The organism is Leclercia adecarboxylata (genome assembly GCF_035787115.1).
GTDB classification, from domain to species: Bacteria; Pseudomonadota; Gammaproteobacteria; order Enterobacterales; family Enterobacteriaceae; genus Enterobacter; species Enterobacter adecarboxylatus_E.
The window spans coordinates 174,795-191,687 of the sequence record NZ_JALKTL010000004.1; the positions used below are offsets into that span (position 1 = coordinate 174,795).

The 16,893-nt window shown below is 57.4% G+C and carries 16 protein-coding genes; 11 read left to right on the top strand and 5 right to left on the bottom strand.

Features of this window, described 5'->3' with window-relative positions; translation table 11 throughout:
• Positions 1–81 precede the first annotated feature (81 nt).
• The 4 genes from recX to mltB form a co-directional block, all read right to left on the bottom strand.
• Positions 82–582 carry a recombination regulator RecX gene (gene recX, locus MXM41_RS14705; RefSeq protein ID WP_325932724.1) on the bottom strand — a complete coding sequence of 167 codons (501 nt, stop codon included), beginning with the start codon at positions 580–582 and terminating at the stop codon, positions 82–84.
• A gap of 68 nt (positions 583–650) precedes the next feature.
• Positions 651–1,709, bottom strand: coding sequence for a recombinase RecA (recA, locus tag MXM41_RS14710; RefSeq protein ID WP_325932725.1), 1,059 nt, complete (start codon positions 1,707–1,709; stop codon positions 651–653).
• 87 nt (positions 1,710–1,796) lie between these two features.
• On the bottom strand, positions 1,797–2,294 hold the full coding sequence (gene pncC, locus MXM41_RS14715) for a nicotinamide-nucleotide amidase (RefSeq protein ID WP_325932726.1): 498 nt from the start codon (positions 2,292–2,294) through the stop codon (positions 1,797–1,799).
• Between the two features lie 160 nt (positions 2,295–2,454).
• The gene (mltB, locus tag MXM41_RS14720; RefSeq protein ID WP_325932727.1) at positions 2,455–3,546 is read right to left on the bottom strand and encodes a lytic murein transglycosylase B; all 1,092 of its coding nucleotides are present in this window, start codon (positions 3,544–3,546) and stop codon (positions 2,455–2,457) included.
• A 269-nt stretch (positions 3,547–3,815) separates the two neighbouring features.
• On the opposite strand from mltB, the gene srlA reads away from it, so the two are divergent.
• From srlA to gutQ, 7 genes are all read left to right on the top strand, one after another.
• The gene (srlA, locus tag MXM41_RS14725) at positions 3,816–4,379 is read left to right on the top strand and encodes a PTS glucitol/sorbitol transporter subunit IIC (RefSeq protein WP_325932728.1); all 564 of its coding nucleotides are present in this window, start codon (positions 3,816–3,818) and stop codon (positions 4,377–4,379) included.
• Positions 4,376–5,335 (top strand): PTS glucitol/sorbitol transporter subunit IIB, encoded by a 960-nt coding sequence (locus MXM41_RS14730; RefSeq protein WP_325932729.1) that lies wholly within the window; start codon positions 4,376–4,378, stop codon positions 5,333–5,335. The genes srlA and MXM41_RS14730 overlap by 4 nt, the downstream gene beginning before the upstream one ends.
• Before the next feature lie 12 nt (positions 5,336–5,347).
• Positions 5,348–5,710 carry a PTS glucitol/sorbitol transporter subunit IIA gene (gene srlB, locus MXM41_RS14735; protein ID WP_325932730.1) on the top strand — a complete coding sequence of 121 codons (363 nt, stop codon included), beginning with the start codon at positions 5,348–5,350 and terminating at the stop codon, positions 5,708–5,710.
• 14 nt (positions 5,711–5,724) lie between these two features.
• Positions 5,725–6,504 carry a sorbitol-6-phosphate dehydrogenase gene (gene srlD / locus MXM41_RS14740; protein WP_325932732.1) on the top strand — a complete coding sequence of 260 codons (780 nt, stop codon included), beginning with the start codon at positions 5,725–5,727 and terminating at the stop codon, positions 6,502–6,504.
• Positions 6,505–6,571: 67 nt separating this feature from the next.
• Positions 6,572–6,931, top strand: a complete 360-nt coding sequence (gutM, locus tag MXM41_RS14745) for a transcriptional regulator GutM (protein ID WP_325932733.1) — start codon at positions 6,572–6,574, stop codon at positions 6,929–6,931.
• A gap of 63 nt (positions 6,932–6,994) precedes the next feature.
• The gene (gene srlR / locus MXM41_RS14750; RefSeq protein ID WP_325932734.1) at positions 6,995–7,768 is read left to right on the top strand and encodes a glucitol operon DNA-binding transcriptional repressor SrlR; all 774 of its coding nucleotides are present in this window, start codon (positions 6,995–6,997) and stop codon (positions 7,766–7,768) included.
• Positions 7,761–8,726, top strand: coding sequence for an arabinose-5-phosphate isomerase GutQ (gene gutQ / locus MXM41_RS14755; RefSeq protein WP_325932735.1), 966 nt, complete (start codon positions 7,761–7,763; stop codon positions 8,724–8,726). The genes srlR and gutQ overlap by 8 nt, the downstream gene beginning before the upstream one ends.
• Here gutQ and norR read toward each other — a convergent pair.
• A complete protein-coding gene (gene norR, locus MXM41_RS14760) occupies positions 8,723–10,237 on the bottom strand; it encodes a nitric oxide reductase transcriptional regulator NorR (RefSeq protein ID WP_325932736.1) in 1,515 nt (504 codons plus the stop codon). The genes gutQ and norR overlap by 4 nt on opposite strands.
• Before the next feature lie 188 nt (positions 10,238–10,425).
• Between norR and norV the strand changes: the two genes are divergently transcribed.
• The 4 genes from norV to MXM41_RS14780 all read left to right on the top strand — a co-directional run bounded on the left by norV (position 10,426) and on the right by MXM41_RS14780 (position 16,893).
• On the top strand, positions 10,426–11,874 hold the full coding sequence (gene norV / locus MXM41_RS14765) for an anaerobic nitric oxide reductase flavorubredoxin (protein ID WP_325932737.1): 1,449 nt from the start codon (positions 10,426–10,428) through the stop codon (positions 11,872–11,874).
• On the top strand, positions 11,871–13,004 hold the full coding sequence (gene norW, locus MXM41_RS14770; RefSeq protein ID WP_325932738.1) for an NADH:flavorubredoxin reductase NorW: 1,134 nt from the start codon (positions 11,871–11,873) through the stop codon (positions 13,002–13,004). The genes norV and norW overlap by 4 nt, the downstream gene beginning before the upstream one ends.
• 612 nt (positions 13,005–13,616) lie before the next feature.
• Positions 13,617–15,107, top strand: a complete 1,491-nt coding sequence (gene nagE, locus MXM41_RS14775; protein WP_325932739.1) for an N-acetylglucosamine-specific PTS transporter subunit IIBC — start codon at positions 13,617–13,619, stop codon at positions 15,105–15,107.
• A 136-nt stretch (positions 15,108–15,243) separates the two neighbouring features.
• Positions 15,244–16,893, top strand: a complete 1,650-nt coding sequence (locus tag MXM41_RS14780; RefSeq protein WP_325932740.1) for an SgrR family transcriptional regulator — start codon at positions 15,244–15,246, stop codon at positions 16,891–16,893.

The window sequence follows — 16,893 nt, forward strand, 5'->3', positions numbered from 1 at the left end:
CCGATGTTGAACGGACCAGCTACTGAAAAAAGTGGGAATAAGATAAGTTTTCTTTAGTGGGAAGTAAAATCCCGCATGCGTTCAATCAGTAAAATTACGCCAGATATCCTGAATATCCTCCATCAGAAAGCCGCGGTAGAGCAAAAATCGCTGGATTTTAACTTTTTCTGAAAACTCGCGCGGCAGCGGTTCGCCGTATTTCCGCACCGCCTGTTCCCTCGCCAGCTCGCACCAGTCGATATCGCATTCACGCATTGCCTTTTCGCTGGTTTCGCGCGCGATTCCCTTCTGATTAAGCTCCTGGCGGATACGCGCCGGGCCATACCCTTTTCGGCTGCGGCTGGCAATAAAGCGCGAGACGAAACGGGCATCATCGAGATAGCCGTGTTCATAGCACCAGGCGATCACCTTATCATAATCTTCTTCCGTCGCATCGATGGCTTCTGGTCCGTTTTTACTCATAACGGGCGCGGAGAGTTTGCGACGCAACTCCTGTTCGCTGTGGTCACGGACGGCAAGAATACGTACCGCCCGATCCAACAGGCGGGCATAGGCAGGACGACGTGCTGTGGATTCATTCATAAGTAAACCTGCTGCAGTACAAAAGCAAAAAGGCCGCTCTAAGCGACCTTTTTTATTACACTCGATTATCAGAAGTCTTCGTTGGTTTCTTCAACGTCTTCGCCATCAACCGCGAACTGCGGTTTAGAATCCTGATTGCTCAGCAGGAGTTCGCGAATTTTCTTCTCGATCTCTTTGGCTGCCGCCGGGTTCTCTTTCAGCCAGGAGATAGCGTTCGCTTTACCCTGACCAATCTTATCGCCGTTGTAGCTATACCAGGCGCCCGCTTTTTCAATCAGCTTCTCTTTCACGCCCAGGTCAACCAGCTCACCGTAGAAGTTGATACCTTCGCCGTAAAGGATCTGGAATTCAGCCTGCTTAAACGGTGCAGCGATTTTGTTCTTCACTACCTTCACGCGGGTTTCGCTACCCACTACGTTCTCGCCGTCTTTTACGGCACCGATACGGCGGATATCCAGACGCACGGAGGCGTAGAATTTCAGCGCATTACCGCCGGTAGTGGTCTCCGGGTTACCGAACATCACACCAATCTTCATACGGATCTGGTTAATGAAGATCAGCAGCGTGTTGGACTGCTTCAGGTTACCGGCCAGCTTACGCATCGCCTGGCTCATCATACGTGCCGCGAGGCCCATGTGAGAGTCACCGATTTCGCCTTCGATTTCTGCTTTCGGAGTCAGCGCGGCAACGGAGTCGACGATAATCACGTCAACGGCGCCGGAGCGTGCCAGTGCGTCACAGATTTCAAGCGCCTGCTCACCGGTATCCGGCTGAGAACACAGCAGGTTGTCGATATCCACGCCCAGCTTACGTGCGTAGACCGGATCCAGCGCGTGCTCTGCGTCAATAAAGGCACAGGTTTTACCTTCACGCTGAGCAGCGGCCACAACCTGTAACGTCAGGGTGGTTTTACCGGAGGATTCTGGCCCGTAGATTTCTACGATACGACCCATTGGCAGGCCGCCAGCACCCAGTGCAATATCCAGAGAAAGCGAACCGGTGGAGATAGTTTCTACATCCATGGAACGATCTTCACCCAGGCGCATGATGGAACCTTTACCGAATTGCTTTTCGATCTGGCCCAGTGCTGCCGCCAACGCTTTCTGTTTGTTTTCGTCGATAGCCATTTTTTCCTCTCATGCCGGGTGAAACAACTGCGCTTCACCGTGGATTTCTGTTCTGTTGGGGCAATTATACTGTATGCTCATACAGTATCAAGTGTTTTGTAGAAATTGTTGCCAGAGCGTTTTTAACGCATAAACGGTGGCCTGACGGCGCACGCTTTCACGGTCGCCGCTGAAGCACTCCCGGCGGGTAATGCCTTCACCCTGAGCGGTCGCAAAGCCAAACCAGACCGTGCCGACAGGCTTTTCTTCGCTGCCGCCGTCCGGCCCGGCGATACCGCTAATAGAGATAGCATAGTCCGCACGGGCGGCACGCAAGGCGCCAATTGCCATCTCGATGACCACCGGTTCGCTGACCGCGCCATGCTCAATAAGCGTGGGCTCACGCACGCCGATCATCTGCGATTTCGCTTCATTACTGTAGGTGACAAAACCGCGCTCAAACCAGGCGGAGCTGCCCGCGATATCGGTAATAGCTTTCGCCACCCAGCCGCCGGTACAGGACTCAGCCGTGGTTACCGTCGCGCCGCGCTGTTTCAGCACCTGCCCTACCGCCTCACTGAGCTGCATCAATTCATGGTCAGTCATCTCGTTTTGTCTCCTGAAAAACATGCAGCACAAGATAGCACTTTAGCCAGTAGATATGAGGATGAGATGGAGGTTTTACGAGGGGGCTTCAGAAAAAATACCCTGGCCATCCGGCCAGGGTTTAAACGTGAGCAGCATCAGCTACTCAGGTTTCTGTGCGTTAACTGAACGGCGAAGATGCCCGCGCCTGGGATACCGCCAGCCCCAGCTGCCAGACCGCCATCGCATAGTGCGTGCTGTGGTTGTAGCGGGTAATGGTGTAGAAGTTCGGCAGACCGTACCAGTACTGATAGCCGGTACCGATATCCAGACGCAGCAGGCTTACCTGCTGATTACCACTCAGCGGCTGCTGCGGCGTAAGTCCGGCAGAGGTCAGCTGTGCCGCGCTGTAGCGGGTTTTAAAGCCGTTTTCCAGACCCGGCGCCTGGCCGTTAGCCATCACAGCGACCGGCTGACCTGGCGTCCAGCCATGCTCTTTAAAGTAGTTGGCAACGCTGCCAATCGCGTCCTCAGGATCCCACAGGTTAATGTGCCCGTCCCCGTTGAAATCGACCGCATACTGCTTATACGAGGACGGCATAAACTGGCCGTAACCCATGGCGCCGGCAAAGGAGCCTTTCAGATCCAGCGGGTCGTCCTGCTCGTCACGCGCCATCAGCAGGAATGTTTCCAGCTCAGAGGAGAAGTACTCCGCGCGACGCGGGTAGTTAAAGGAGAGCGTCGCCAGCGCATCAAGAATACGGGTTTTGCCCATCACCCGGCCCCAGCGGGTTTCCACGCCGATGATCCCAACGATAATCTCCGGCGGTACGCCATAAACCTGCTGAGCGCGGGTTAGCGCATCCTGATACTGGTTCCAGAACGCCACGCCATTTTGCACGTTGTCAGGGGTAATAAATTGCTTGCGATAGCGCAGCCACGCGCCGTTCGGCCCTGCCGGTGGCTGGGTGGTTGGCGCCTGACGATCCATCAGTCGCAGTACATAATCCAGACGTTTCGCCTGGGAGAGGATCTCCTGCAGCTGGGCTTTGTTAAACCCGTGTTTACTCACCATCTTGTCGATGAACTGTTGTGCCGCAGGGTTGTTGGCAAAGTCGCCCCCCATCTGCATCACGTTATGCTGGGGCTCCAGCAGGAAGCCGCCGGAAGGGACGCCTGCCGTTTGCTGGACCTCTTCGGTCTTCGGTTTGCTACTGCAGGCAGAAAGCAGAATAAGCGCAGGAAGCAGCGCTGCGTAACGACGCTTGAACATGACACATCCATTCCATGAATTCGATAAGTGGCAAGTATGGTAAAGCATTCGGGACACCTCAAGGAAGAGATGCGAACCCGCACGGCAAAATCTTTACGCTGCCCAAAGACAAATTTGTGTTCCTCTCAACCATATCACCCTCACTTCGCTCATTATCTTTCAAAATGATCTATTTTTCTTTCATTGTGAGATCTGTTTAACACTTTAATACCTTTCAAAGTGATTATTATTAGCCCGTCAGAGATGAACTCACCCTACAGGAGAAAATAATGATAGAAACCATCACCCACGGCGCCGAGTGGTTTATTGGGCTGTTTCAGAAAGGTGGCGAGGTCTTTACCGGCATGGTCACCGGGATCCTGCCGCTGCTGATCAGCCTGCTGGTGATCATGAATGCGCTGATCAATTTCATTGGCCAGCACCGGATCGAAAGGCTGGCCCAGCGCTGCGCCGGAAATCCGTTGTCCCGCTACCTGCTGCTGCCCTGCGTCGGCACTTTTGTGTTCTGTAATCCTATGACCCTGAGTCTCGGACGCTTTATGCCCGAGCGCTACAAGCCGAGCTACTACGCGGCGGCCTCGTACAGCTGCCACTCGATGAACGGCCTGTTTCCGCACATCAATCCCGGCGAACTGTTCGTCTATCTGGGGATCGCCAGCGGCCTGACCACCCTCGGCCTGCCGCTGGGCCCGCTGGCAGTGAGCTATCTGCTGGTCGGCCTTGTGACCAACTTCTTCCGCGGCTGGGTGACCGATCTCACCACCGCCATTTTCGAAAAGAAAATGGGTATTCAGCTTGAGCAGAAAGTCCAGCTTAAGGGAGCGACAGCATGACCCGTATCCGGATTGAAAAAGGCGTGGGCGGCTGGGGCGGCCCGCTGGAGCTGGACGCCACCGGCGAGAAAAAGATCGTCTATATCACCGCAGGTACCCGACCGGCCATTGTCGACAAACTGCACGAGCTCACCGGCTGGGAAGCGGTGGACGGTTTTAAAGAGGGCGAGCCGCCAGAGGCGGAAATCGGCGTGGCGGTGATCGACTGCGGCGGTACCCTGCGCTGCGGCATCTACCCGAAACGGCGCATTCCCACCGTCAACATTCATTCGACGGGGAAATCCGGCCCGCTGGCACAGCATATCCTGGAGGACATTTACGTCTCTGGCGTGAAAGAGGAGAACATCAGTCTGGTTGATGGGGTTGCCCCGGCGAAAAAGGGCGCGCCGCGCGAATACGACACCAGCAAGAAGATCACCGAGCAGAGCGATGGCCTGCTGGCCAAAGTGGGCATGGGGATGGGCTCCGCGGTTGCCGTGCTGTTCCAGTCCGGGCGCGACACCATCGATACGGTGCTGAAAACCATCCTGCCGTTTATGGCCTTCGTCTCCGCGCTGATCGGCATCATTATGGCCTCCGGTCTGGGGGACTGGATTGCCCACGGCCTCGCCCCGCTGGCCAGCCATCCGCTGGGTCTGGTGACCCTGGCGCTGATCTGCTCCTTCCCGCTGCTGTCGCCGTTCCTCGGCCCCGGGGCGGTTATCGCCCAGGTGATTGGCGTCCTGATTGGCGTGCAGATTGGGCTGGGCAATATTCCCCCGCACCTCGCCCTGCCCGCGCTGTTTGCCATTAACGCCCAGGCCGCCTGCGACTTTATCCCGGTGGGACTGTCGCTGGCCGAAGCACGTCAGGACACCGTGCGCGTCGGCGTGCCCTCGGTGCTGGTAAGCCGCTTTCTGACCGGCGCGCCAACGGCGCTGATCGCCTGGTTCGTCTCCGGCTTTATTTATCAATAAGAGGAACACCCCATGACCGTGATTTACGAGACCACCATTACCCGCATCGGCCAGAGTGCCCCGGATGCGCTCAGCGACCAGATGCTAATTACCTTTCGTGAAGGGGCGCCGGCGGATATCGAAGAATTTTGTTTTATTCACTGCCACGGCGAACTGAATGGCGAACTAAAGGCCGGAAGCCATCTTGAACTGGGTGAGACGCGCTATGCCGTTACCGCCGTAGGTGACGTAGCCGAACAAAACCTGCGCGAACTGGGCCACATTACCCTGCGTTTCGATGGCCAGCCGCGGGCGGAATACCCCGGCACGGTACATGTGGATGGCCCGGTTCCCCAGGCTGTTACCCCAGGCTGCACGTTAAAATTCGTTGCGTAATTAAGGAGAGAGATATGAGTCAGGTTGCCGTTGTCATTGGTGGAGGACAAACCTTAGGTGAGTTCCTCTGTCGTGGGCTTGCCGCAGAAGGCTACCGCGTGGCGGTGGTCGATATTCAGAGTGAGAAAGCCGCCCGCGTCGCGGACACCATTAACTCCGAGTTTGGTGAAGGTCGGGCCTGGGGCTTTGGTGCCGATGCCACCGGCGAGCAGAGCGTGCTGGCTCTCGCCCGTGGCGTAGACGAGATTTTTGGCCGCACCGACCTGCTGGTGTACAGCGCCGGGATCGCCAAAGCGGCGTTTATCAGCGACGTAGAGCTGGGGGATTTCGACCGCTCCTTGCAGGTAAACCTGGTGGGCTATTTCCTCTGTGCCCGGGAGTTCTCGCGCCTGATGATCCGCGACGGCATTGCCGGGCGCATCATTCAGATTAACTCCAAATCCGGCAAGGTGGGCAGCAAGCACAACTCCGGCTACAGCGCGGCCAAGTTCGGCGGCGTGGGGCTGACGCAGTCCCTGGCGCTGGATCTGGCGGAGTACGGCATCACCGTGCATTCGCTGATGCTCGGCAACCTGCTGAAGTCGCCGATGTTCCAGTCCCTGCTGCCGCAGTACGCCACCAAGCTTGGCATTAATGAAGATCAGGTGGAGCAGTATTACATCGATAAAGTGCCGCTGAAGCGCGGCTGCGACTATCAGGATGTGCTGAATATGCTGCTGTTTTATGCCAGTCCAAAAGCCTCTTATTGCACCGGGCAGTCAATCAATATCACCGGCGGGCAGGTGATGTTCTGATCGAGCGGTCTGTTGCCCCCACCCTACCCCTCTCCCCCAGGGAGAGGGAACAAAACAAGGAGCTGATATGGTTACAGCATTAATCACCGTTGCCGTTATCGCCTGGCTGTGCCAGCTGGCGCTCGGCGGCTGGCAAATCCATCGTTTTAACCGTGCCTTCGACGCCCTTTGCCAGAAAGGCCGCGTGGGCGTGGGCCGTTCAGGCGGGCGCTTCAAACCGCGGGTCATTGTCGCCATTGCGCTGGATGATAACCACCGGGTCTGTGACTCATTGATGATGCGTGGGCTGACGGTCTTTGCCCGACCGGCGAAAATCCAGGCAATTAACGGCCTGTCGTGGCAGGAATTAAAGCCCGATGTGATCTTTCCCAATGATTCACTGTGTCAGGATGCACTATCATTAGCGCTTAAATTGAAACATGGATAATTTCGTTGTGAACGCTGTAAGCTTGCGAAATTATCATTTCGCAACCTGAGGAACTCAACGCCTATGAAACCCCGCCAGCGGCAGGCGGCCATACTCGACCATCTGCAAAAACAGGGAAAATGCTCGGTTGAGGATCTGGCCCACTACTTTGACACCACCGGCACCACCATCCGCAAGGACCTGGTGATCCTGGAAAATTCCGGGGCGGTGATCCGTACTTATGGCGGCGTGGTGCTGAATAAAGACGAGGCCGATCCGCCTATCGATCACAAGACGCTGATCAACACCCACCAGAAAGCGTTGATTGCCGACGCGGCGGTAAAATTTATCCACGACGGTGACTCCATTATTCTCGATGCGGGAAGTACGGTGCTGCAGATGGTGCCGATGCTCAGCCGCTTCAATAACATCACGGTAATGACCAACAGTCTGCATATCGTTAACGCCCTGTCAGAATTCGACAACGAACAAACCATCCTGATGCCCGGCGGGACCTTCCGTAAAAAATCAGCCTCGTTTCATGGCCAGCTGGCAGAAAATGCTTTCGATCATTTCAGCTTCGACCGTCTGTTTATGGGCACCGACGGTATCGATCTCAACGCGGGCGTCACCACCTTTAACGAAGTGTTCAGCGTCAGCAAAGCGATGTGCAACGCCGCCCGGGAGGTGATCCTGATGGCAGACTCATCGAAGTTTGGCCGTAAAAGCCCCAATATTGTCTGTAGCCTGGAGAGCGTCGATAAGCTGATCACCGACGCGGGCATCGATCCGGCGTTTAAAAAAGCGCTGGAAGAGAAAGGAATCGACGTGATTGTAACCGGAGAAAAAGATGAGTGATTTTCTGTTAGACGCGGGCCGTCAGACGCTGATGCTGGAACTGCAGGAAGCCAGCCGCCTGCCGGACCGTCTGGGCGAAGATTTCGTGCGGGCGGCAAGCACCATTATTCAGTGCGAAGGTAAAGTGATTGTCTCGGGCATCGGCAAGTCCGGGCATATCGGCAAGAAGATTGCCGCGACCCTCGCCAGCACCGGCACCCCGGCCTTTTTTGTGCATCCCGCTGAAGCGCTGCACGGCGATCTGGGGATGATCGAAAGCCGCGACGTGCTGCTGTTTATCTCCTACTCCGGCTCGGCAAAAGAGCTGGATCTGATCCTGCCGCGTCTGCAGGAAAAATCGGTCGCGCTGCTGGCGATGACCGGTAAGTCCCGCTCGCCGCTGGCGCTGGCCGCCAGGGCCACGCTGGATATTTCAGTGGAGCGCGAAGCCTGCCCGATGCACCTGGCCCCCACCTCCAGTACCGTTAATACCCTGATGATGGGCGATGCACTGGCAATGGCCGTCATGCAGGCGCGCGGCTTTAATGAAGAAGATTTTGCCCGCTCCCACCCGGCAGGGGCGCTGGGGGCACGTTTGCTCAATAAAGTACACCACCTGATGCGCACCGACGAGGCCATCCCGCAGGTGAAGCTGCACACCAGCGTAATGGACGCGATGCTGGAGCTGAGCCGTACCGGACTGGGGCTGGTGGCGGTCTGCGATGACGACCATCTGGTTAAAGGGGTATTCACCGACGGCGACCTGCGTCGCTGGCTGGTGGGCGGCGGCAAACTGGAGATCGCCGTCAGCCACGCCATGACCCCAGGCGGGCTGACGCTCAATGCCGAAAGCCGCGCCATTGAAGCCAAAGAGCTGCTGATGAAGCGCAAAATCACCGCCGCGCCGGTGGTGGACAACAGCGGCCGCCTGTGTGGCGCCATCAACCTGCAGGATTTCTACCAGGCCGGCATTCTCTAACCTTTAAGACCCAGACGTTTCGCCAGCCGGTGCAGGTTGGCGACGTCGATCTCCAGCGCCCGGGCGCTCGCCGCCCAGCTGCGGCCGTTCTGCGCCAGCGCACGGGAAATCATCTGACGCTGAAACTCTTCCGTTGCATCGCGCAGGTTCTGACTGGCAATAAGCGGCGTCTCCGGCATCACCGCAGGCGCGCTCTCATCATGCAGGGCAAAGTGCTGCGCGTGGATCACCACCTCATCCCCTGGCCGCGCCGCCCGGGCCAGCACCACCGCACGATGGATGGCATGTTCCAGCTCACGTACGTTACCCGGCCAGCCGTAGCCGAGCAGATGCGCGCGGGCGCCGGGGCTTAACACTACCCGGGATAACCCCATCCGTAACCGGCACTGTTCGCAGAAATAACCCGCCAGCAGGACCACATCTTCGCCACGCTCGCGCAGCGGCGGCACTGAAAGCGGAAACACGCTCAGGCGGTGGAACAGGTCGGCGCGGAAATTCCCGGCCAGCACCTCTTCGCGCAGATCGCGGTTGGTGGCCGCCAGTACCCGCACGTCGACGCGCAGGCTGCGGTCGTCACCCACGCGCTGGATATCGCCATACTGCAGCACGCGCAGCAGCTTGGCCTGCAGCGCCAGCGACAGTTCGCCAATCTCATCCAGAAACAGCGTGCCGTTATCGGCCATTTCAAACTTGCCGCTGCGGTTGCTGATGGCGCCGGTAAACGCCCCTTTGACGTGACCAAACAGCTCGCTCTCCGCCACGCTTTCCGGCAGCGCGGCGCAGTTGAGATAGACCAGCGGATTTACCGCCCGCGGGGAGGCCTCATGGATGGCTTTCGCCACCAGCTCTTTCCCGGTGCCGGTTTCACCCTCGATCAGCACGTTCAGGTCGGAGGCGGCGACGATCTCAATCTCTTTTTTCAGGCTCATCATGCCCGGCGACAGGCCGATCATCCCGGTGCTTTTCACCTGTTCAAACCCCGTCGGCCGGGTGGAGAGGCTGTTCTGGCTCTCCAGCTGCTCAATCAGCAGGGCATTATTCAGCGCCCCGGCGGCCAGCGCGGCAATCAGCCTGAGCTCTTCGTCGCTGAAGGTATCAAACTGGTCCGGCGACATGCCGTCGAGGGTCAGCGCGCCAATCAGGTTCTGCCCGGCAAACAGCGGCAGCCCAATACAGGCGTGTACCTTCAGGCTCTCCTGACCGGGGATTAAGCCGTCGTAAGGATCGGGCAGGTCGCTGTCGGCCGGGAAGCGCACCACGTCCCCGGCACGGGCGATGGTCTCCAGCCGCGGGTGCCCCTCAAGGGTGAAGCGCCTCCCCAGCACGTCCTGCGCCAGCCCGTCGATGGCCAGCGGAATAAACTGCCGCCCTTCATAGCGCAGCAGCGCCGATGCATCACAATCCAGCACGTGGCGCAGGGTGGAGATGAGCCGCTGAAAGCGATCCTGATGGCCAATCCCGCTCTGCAATTCAATGGCGATTTTCGCCAGCACCTCTACGGAAAAACTCATTTTCGCCTCGCTGTCATTTTGACAATGCATATTGTCATATTGACTATAACAATGACAGTCAAATTGACTACCCACCAGGGAGTAATATTTTAAAACTACATTTAAATCAATCAGTTAAAAAGTTGGCACGCAACCTGCAATGAGCAAAACATCTTTCTTTTAATTCGCTGTATTACGTTGAGGTTGCTATGTCTATTCTGGTTAAAAATAACATTCTTTGGGTTGGTCAACGTGACTGGGAAGTACGTGATTTTCACGGAACGGAATATAAAACGCTGCGCGGCAGCAGCTACAACAGCTATCTCATCCGGGAAGAGAAAAACGTCCTGATCGATACCGTCGACCATAAATTCAGCCGTGAATTCGTGCAGAACCTGCGCAGTGAAATTGACCTGGCCGATATCGACTACATCATCATTAACCATGCGGAAGAGGACCACGCCGGGGCGCTGACCGAACTGATGTCCTGCATCCCGGATACCCCGATCTACTGCACCGCCAACGCCATCGACTCCATCAACGGCCATCACCACCATCCCGAGTGGAATTTCAACGTGGTGAAAACCGGTGACTCGCTGGATATCGGCAACGGCAAGCAGCTGATCTTTGTAGAGACTCCCATGCTGCACTGGCCGGACAGCATGATGACCTACATGACCGGCGACGCGGTACTGTTCAGTAACGACGCCTTCGGTCAGCACTACTGCGACGAGCGTCTGTTTAACGACGAAGTGGATCAGGCCGAGCTGTACGAGCAGTGCCAGCGCTACTACGCCAACATCCTGACGCCGTTCAGCCGCCTGGTAACGCCAAAAATTACCGAAATCCTCGGCTTCAACCTGCCGGTGGATATGATTGCGACTTCCCACGGGGTGGTATGGCGCGATAACCCAACCCAGATCGTCGAGCAGTACCTGAAATGGGCGGCCGACTATCAGGAGGATCGCATCACCCTTTTCTACGACACCATGTCCAACAACACCCGCATGATGGCGGACGCCATTGCCCAGGGCATCAACGAAGTTGACCCGAACGTGGCGGTGAAAATTTTCAACGTGGCGCGCAGCGACAAAAACGACATCCTGACCAACGTCTTCCGCTCCAAAGGTGTGCTGGTGGGTACCTCCACCATGAACAACGTAATGATGCCGAAAATTGCCGGGCTGGTGGAAGAGATGACCGGCCTGCGGTTCCGTAACAAACGTGCCAGCGCCTTTGGCTCCCACGGCTGGAGCGGCGGCGCGGTAGATCGCCTCTCCACCCGTCTGCAGGATGCGGGCTTTGAAATGTCGATGAGCCTGAAGGCGAAATGGCGCCCGGATCTCGATGCGCTGGAAATCTGTCGTCAGCATGGCCGCGACATTGCACGTCAGTGGGCGCTCGCTCCGCTGCCTGAAGCCAGCGAGAAAGCCACCGAAAACGCGCCGGAGATCGCCAGCAGCACAGACACCACCGCCGACCTCGGCCCCTGCATGCAGTGCAGCGTCTGTCAGTGGATCTACGATCCAGCTCTTGGCGAACCGCTGCAGGATGTCGCACCAGGCACACCCTGGAGTGACGTGCCGGATAACTTCCTCTGCCCGGAATGTTCCCTCGGTAAAGACGTCTTTGACGAACTGGCATCGGAGGCAAAATGAGCCAGGGTATCGTGATTATCGGCTCGGGCTTCGCCGCCCGCCAACTGGTGAAAAACATCCGTAAACAGGATGCGAACATTCCGCTGACGCTGATCGCGGCGGACAGCATGGATGAGTACAACAAGCCAGACTTAAGCCATGTTATCAGCCAGAGTCAGCATGCCGACGACCTCACCCGCCAGACGGCGGGGGAGTTTGCCGAACAGTTTAATCTGCGCCTGTTTCCTTATACCTGGGTCACCGACATCGATGCCGCCGCCCGCGTGGTAAAAGGCAAAGATCAACAGTGGTCCTATGACAAGCTGGTGCTGGCTACCGGCGCCTCGGCCTTTGTACCGCCGGTGCCGGGGCGCGAGCTGATGCTGACCCTGAACAGCCAGATGGAGTACCGCGCCTGCGAATCCACGCTGCGTGATGCCAGACGGGTAATGATTGTGGGTGCGGGGCTTATCGGCAGCGAACTGGCGATGGATTTTTGCCGCGCCGGGAAAGCGGTCACCCTGGTTGACCACTCCGCCAGCATCCTGTCGGCGCTGATGCCAGCCGAAGTAAGTAGTCGCTTACAACATCGACTGACGGATATGGGCGTGCACCTGCAGCTGAAATCCCAGCTGCAAAGCCTGACGCAAACCGACAAGGGTATCCGCGCCCAGCTGAGCAGCGATCGCTGCGTTGAGGTGGATGTGGTGATTGCCGCCACCGGCCTGCGCCCGGAAACGGCGCTGGCCCAGCGGGCCGGGGCGGAAGTGAATCGCGGCGTGAAGGTCGACAGCTATCTGCAAACCACGCAGCCGGATATCTATGCTCTGGGCGACTGCGCCGAAATTAACGGTCAGGTACTGCCGTTCCTGCAACCAATCCAGTTAAGCGCCATGTATCTGGCGAAAAATCTGCTCGGGGCCAATACCCCGCTAAAACTGCCCGCCATGCTGGTGAAGGTCAAAACGCCGGAACTGCCGCTGCATCTGGCAGGCGAAACCCAGCGCCAGGATCTGAACTGGCAGATCGCCATCGACCCGCAGGGAATGGTGGCGAAAGGGGCCGACAGCGACGGCAACCTGCGCGCCTTCGTGGTCAGTGAAGATCGGATGAAGGAGGCCTTCGCCCTGCTGAAAGCATTACCCGTTTAACCCTCAAACTCTTGATCTGTTCGTTGTATTTCTGTCCGATTTTGCCTTTCGCAGCCCCGGTGCCCCGGGGCTTTTTTTATACAGTTCATTCATCAGGTAAATATTCAACACTTAAATACGGTAATTTTATCGGCCCTTATTCAGCCGCAATAAAATAAATGGGGAACAGACTAAAAACCGCAACCTGTTTTATTTCCTGATTTCGCTCTACGCTACTGAGGAATCCTTAAGCTGGAGACGAAAATGGCAAACTTCAGAAAAGAAATTAACATCCTCTCTGACTACTTTAAAAAGGTGCAGAGTAGCGAGCGCATTTTATTTCGCTGGCTTTACCTGAGCCCGCAGGAGCGCACGCAAAGGCTTCAGGAGCTAATGATGCCCCTCAGCAATAAAAAAAAGTAATAAAAAAACGGCATGCACGCCGTTTTTTTATGCCTTAAACCCGGAACAATTCATTGAAGATATCCTTGTTTAGAAAAATATTAACAAAACAAATATAAACGCCAAATTTTAATTTAGCCTCCATCACATTTTCATTCACCTCTATTTTCAGGAGGGAGGAAAGCTGTTATTTTTCGCCGTGAATTAAGCCTCTTCTTCGGAATTTATCTCATGAACGCATTTAGCTATTTGCAAAGACTGGGCAAGGCCCTGATGTTACCTATCGCCACCCTGCCCGTGGCGGCTATTTTATTACGTCTGGGGCAACCCGATGTATTTAATATTCCCTTCATCGCCAGCGCGGGTGGCGGAATATTTGACAGCCTGCCCCTGCTGTTTGCCCTCGGTATTGCTATTGGCCTGGCGAAGGATAACGCAGGGGCCGCCGCCCTGGCCGGTGCCGTCGGTTTTCTGGTACTGACTAAAGCCACAGCGGTCATCAACTCATCGATTAATATGTCCTTCTTCGCGGGGATCATCGCCGGTATCGTCGCGGGTCACTGCTATAACCGCTTCTCCGATACGAAACTCCCCGACTTCCTCGCCTTCTTTGCCGGTAAGCGTCTGGTGCCGATCATGACCGGGCTAATCTGCCTGCTGCTGGCCTGGATCTGCGGCTATGTCTGGCCGTCCGTTCAGCACGGTATTGATACCTTCAGCCTGATGGTTTCCCGCAGCGGTGAGCCAGGCTGGTTTATTTACGGCATCCTTAACCGCGCGTTAATCCCCTTCGGCCTGCACTATATTCTGCATTCGGTATTCTGGTTCAGCCTCGGGGACTGCCTGAAAGTCACCTATGATGCGGCCAGCAGCGTGCATAACATCTGCCTCGCACCGGATGTAGTGAAAGGCCTGGTGGTGGGCGGCGCGGTCCCGGGTATAGAGGGCTCGAGCATTACCCAGATTGCTGCCGACCTCACCCGCGGCGACCTGAATCGCTTCTTTGCGGGCGACCCGCATGCCGGGGTATACATGGCGTGGGCTTACCCAATCTTTATGGGCGGCCTGCCCGGTGCGGCGCTGGCAATGTACTTTGCGGCACCGAAAGCACGTCGCGCGGCGGTGGGCGGGATGCTGCTTTCCGTAGCCCTGACCGCATTCCTTACCGGTATTACCGAGCCGATTGAGTTCTCTTTCCTGTTCCTTGCCCCCGCGCTGTATGCCCTGCATGCCGTGCTCGCAGGCGTGAGCATGGTGATCGTCAACAGCCTCGGCGTGCTGCACGGCTTTGGCTTCTCAGCGGGTCTGATCGACTTCGTCCTGAACTGGGGTCTTGCCACTAAGCCCTGGATTTTGATCCCCCTGATTGCCCTGTTCTTTGCGATCTATTTTGTGGTCTTCAGCTTCGCTATCCGCTTCTTCAGGCTGAAAACACCGGGTCGTGAAGATGATGTCAGCGTCGCGGGTGAATCTGACGACCAGAGTGAAGCCATTACACAGTACATCAGCGCGCTGGGGGGCAAAGAGAACCTGAAGCTGGTTGATGCCTGTATCACCCGTCTGCGTTTAACCCTGGCCGACAACAGCGTGCTCGATGAGCCAGCTCTGAAGGCGCTGGGCGCGAAAGGCATCCTGAAAATGGGCACTCAGAACGCCCAGGTAATCCTGGGACCGCAGGCTGAAAGCATCGCGCTTAAAATCCGGGCCCGACTCGAGGCATAGCCCTCCTCCCTCTCTCCTGTCGATGGAGAGAGGGTCACCATTTCGCGAATAAAAGCGGAACAGTTGCGATATCGCTCCCTTATTTCTTCCGTAAAAAATCCTACACTCTGAGCAGTTAATTTTCCCGGGCAAACTTATGCGCCAGCTTCAGAAAATCCGCCAGTATCAACGCCTTTCAGCCCATTACGGCTCTACGCCACAGCTCACAACCATCACCGAGGTCGCCGAAGTGGCGCTGTGCAGCGAGCGCCATGCGCGCACGCTGCTCCGCCAGCTGGCTGAAAGCGGCTGGTTAAGCTGGCGTGCGCAGCCGGGACGCGGGCACCGCGCCACCCTGCACTGTCTGGTGACCACCAGCGAACTCAGCGCCCCGCTGATGCATGCCTGTCTGGAGAAAGGGGATTATCAGAGCGCGTTACAGCTGGCGGACGGCGATCCGGCCAGTCTGCATCACATCATCACGCCGTTTCTCGGCGGCAAATGGCTCAAGTACCAGCCGACGCTGCGCATTCCCTGGTACCGCCCGCTCACCTCGCTGCATCCGGCCCGCCACCGGCGGCGCGCCGAACAGCATATTATCTGCGCGGTACACGCCGGTTTAACCCGTTATGAACCGGGCCAGGCACAGCCGGTAGCCGACCTGGCGCACCACTGGGCCTGCTCAGACGACGGCCTGCGCTGGCATTTTTACCTGCGCAGCGGCGCACACTGGCATAACGGCCAGCCGGTAAGCGATGACGATATTCTGAGTGCGGTGCAGCTGCTGCTGGGCGATCCGGCCCGCAACAGCGGGTTGATGCATATCGACGCCGTCAGGCTCGTCGCCCCCTGGTGTCTGGCGGTTTACCTGCATGCACCGGATGCCATGCTGGCGCATCGCCTCGCGCATCCTGTCTGTCGTTTGCCGCATCCCCGGCAAGCTGACGTGGGCGCCGGGCCTTTTACTATTGCCCGTCACCACTCGCATTTTCTGCGCCTTGAGCGCCAGCCGTGGTACTTTGCCGCCCATCCCCTGCTGCATGCCATTGAATTCTGGCGCACCGGCATGGCAACTGATAAAGCGGCCTGGATAACGGTGGGAAAAGGCAACGTGCCGCAGGAAGCGGTCACCTCCACAAGCGGTGGATTCGCATGGCTGATGGTGAATGCGAAGCTGCCCGCCGCGCTTGCCGCTTATCTGCGCCAGAGCCTGTTAACCCTCAACCAACAGTGCTTTGACTGGCGTGAAGATCTGCAAACACACACCGAAATTCTGCCGGGATTACAGGTGCCCGACCTGCCCGCCCCGCCTGATATCGCGCTGCCCTCGCAGCTGACGCTGGTGTGCTACAACACGCCGGAACTGCGCGAACTGGCGGAGATATGGCGGGTTCATCTGCAACAGCGTGGCTGCGAGCTGCACACCGACTGGAAAGATCGCGACGGCTGGTATGCGCCCGATACGCTGGCGGATGCCGATCTGCTGCTGGGGGATCATCTGGCGACCGGCATGGCCGGGTTTGCGCTGGCGGAGTGGTTTATCTATGAACCCGCCTGGGCCACGGCGCTGGGCGAGGCGGGCTGGGAAGCCGGGAAACAGCAGCTGATGCAAAACAGCGACAGCGAAGCGCATTTTGACGCGCACCTGATGCCCTTTTTTCAACGTCTGCTGACGGAGGGGCGCTGCACGCCGCTATTCCACTATCGCTACCGGATCAACGCTCTGGAAAATGTGCAGGATATGGTGCTGACCGCGGGCGGCTGGCTCGATTTTACCCGCGCCTGGCTGCCCCCGGCAGACGTATAA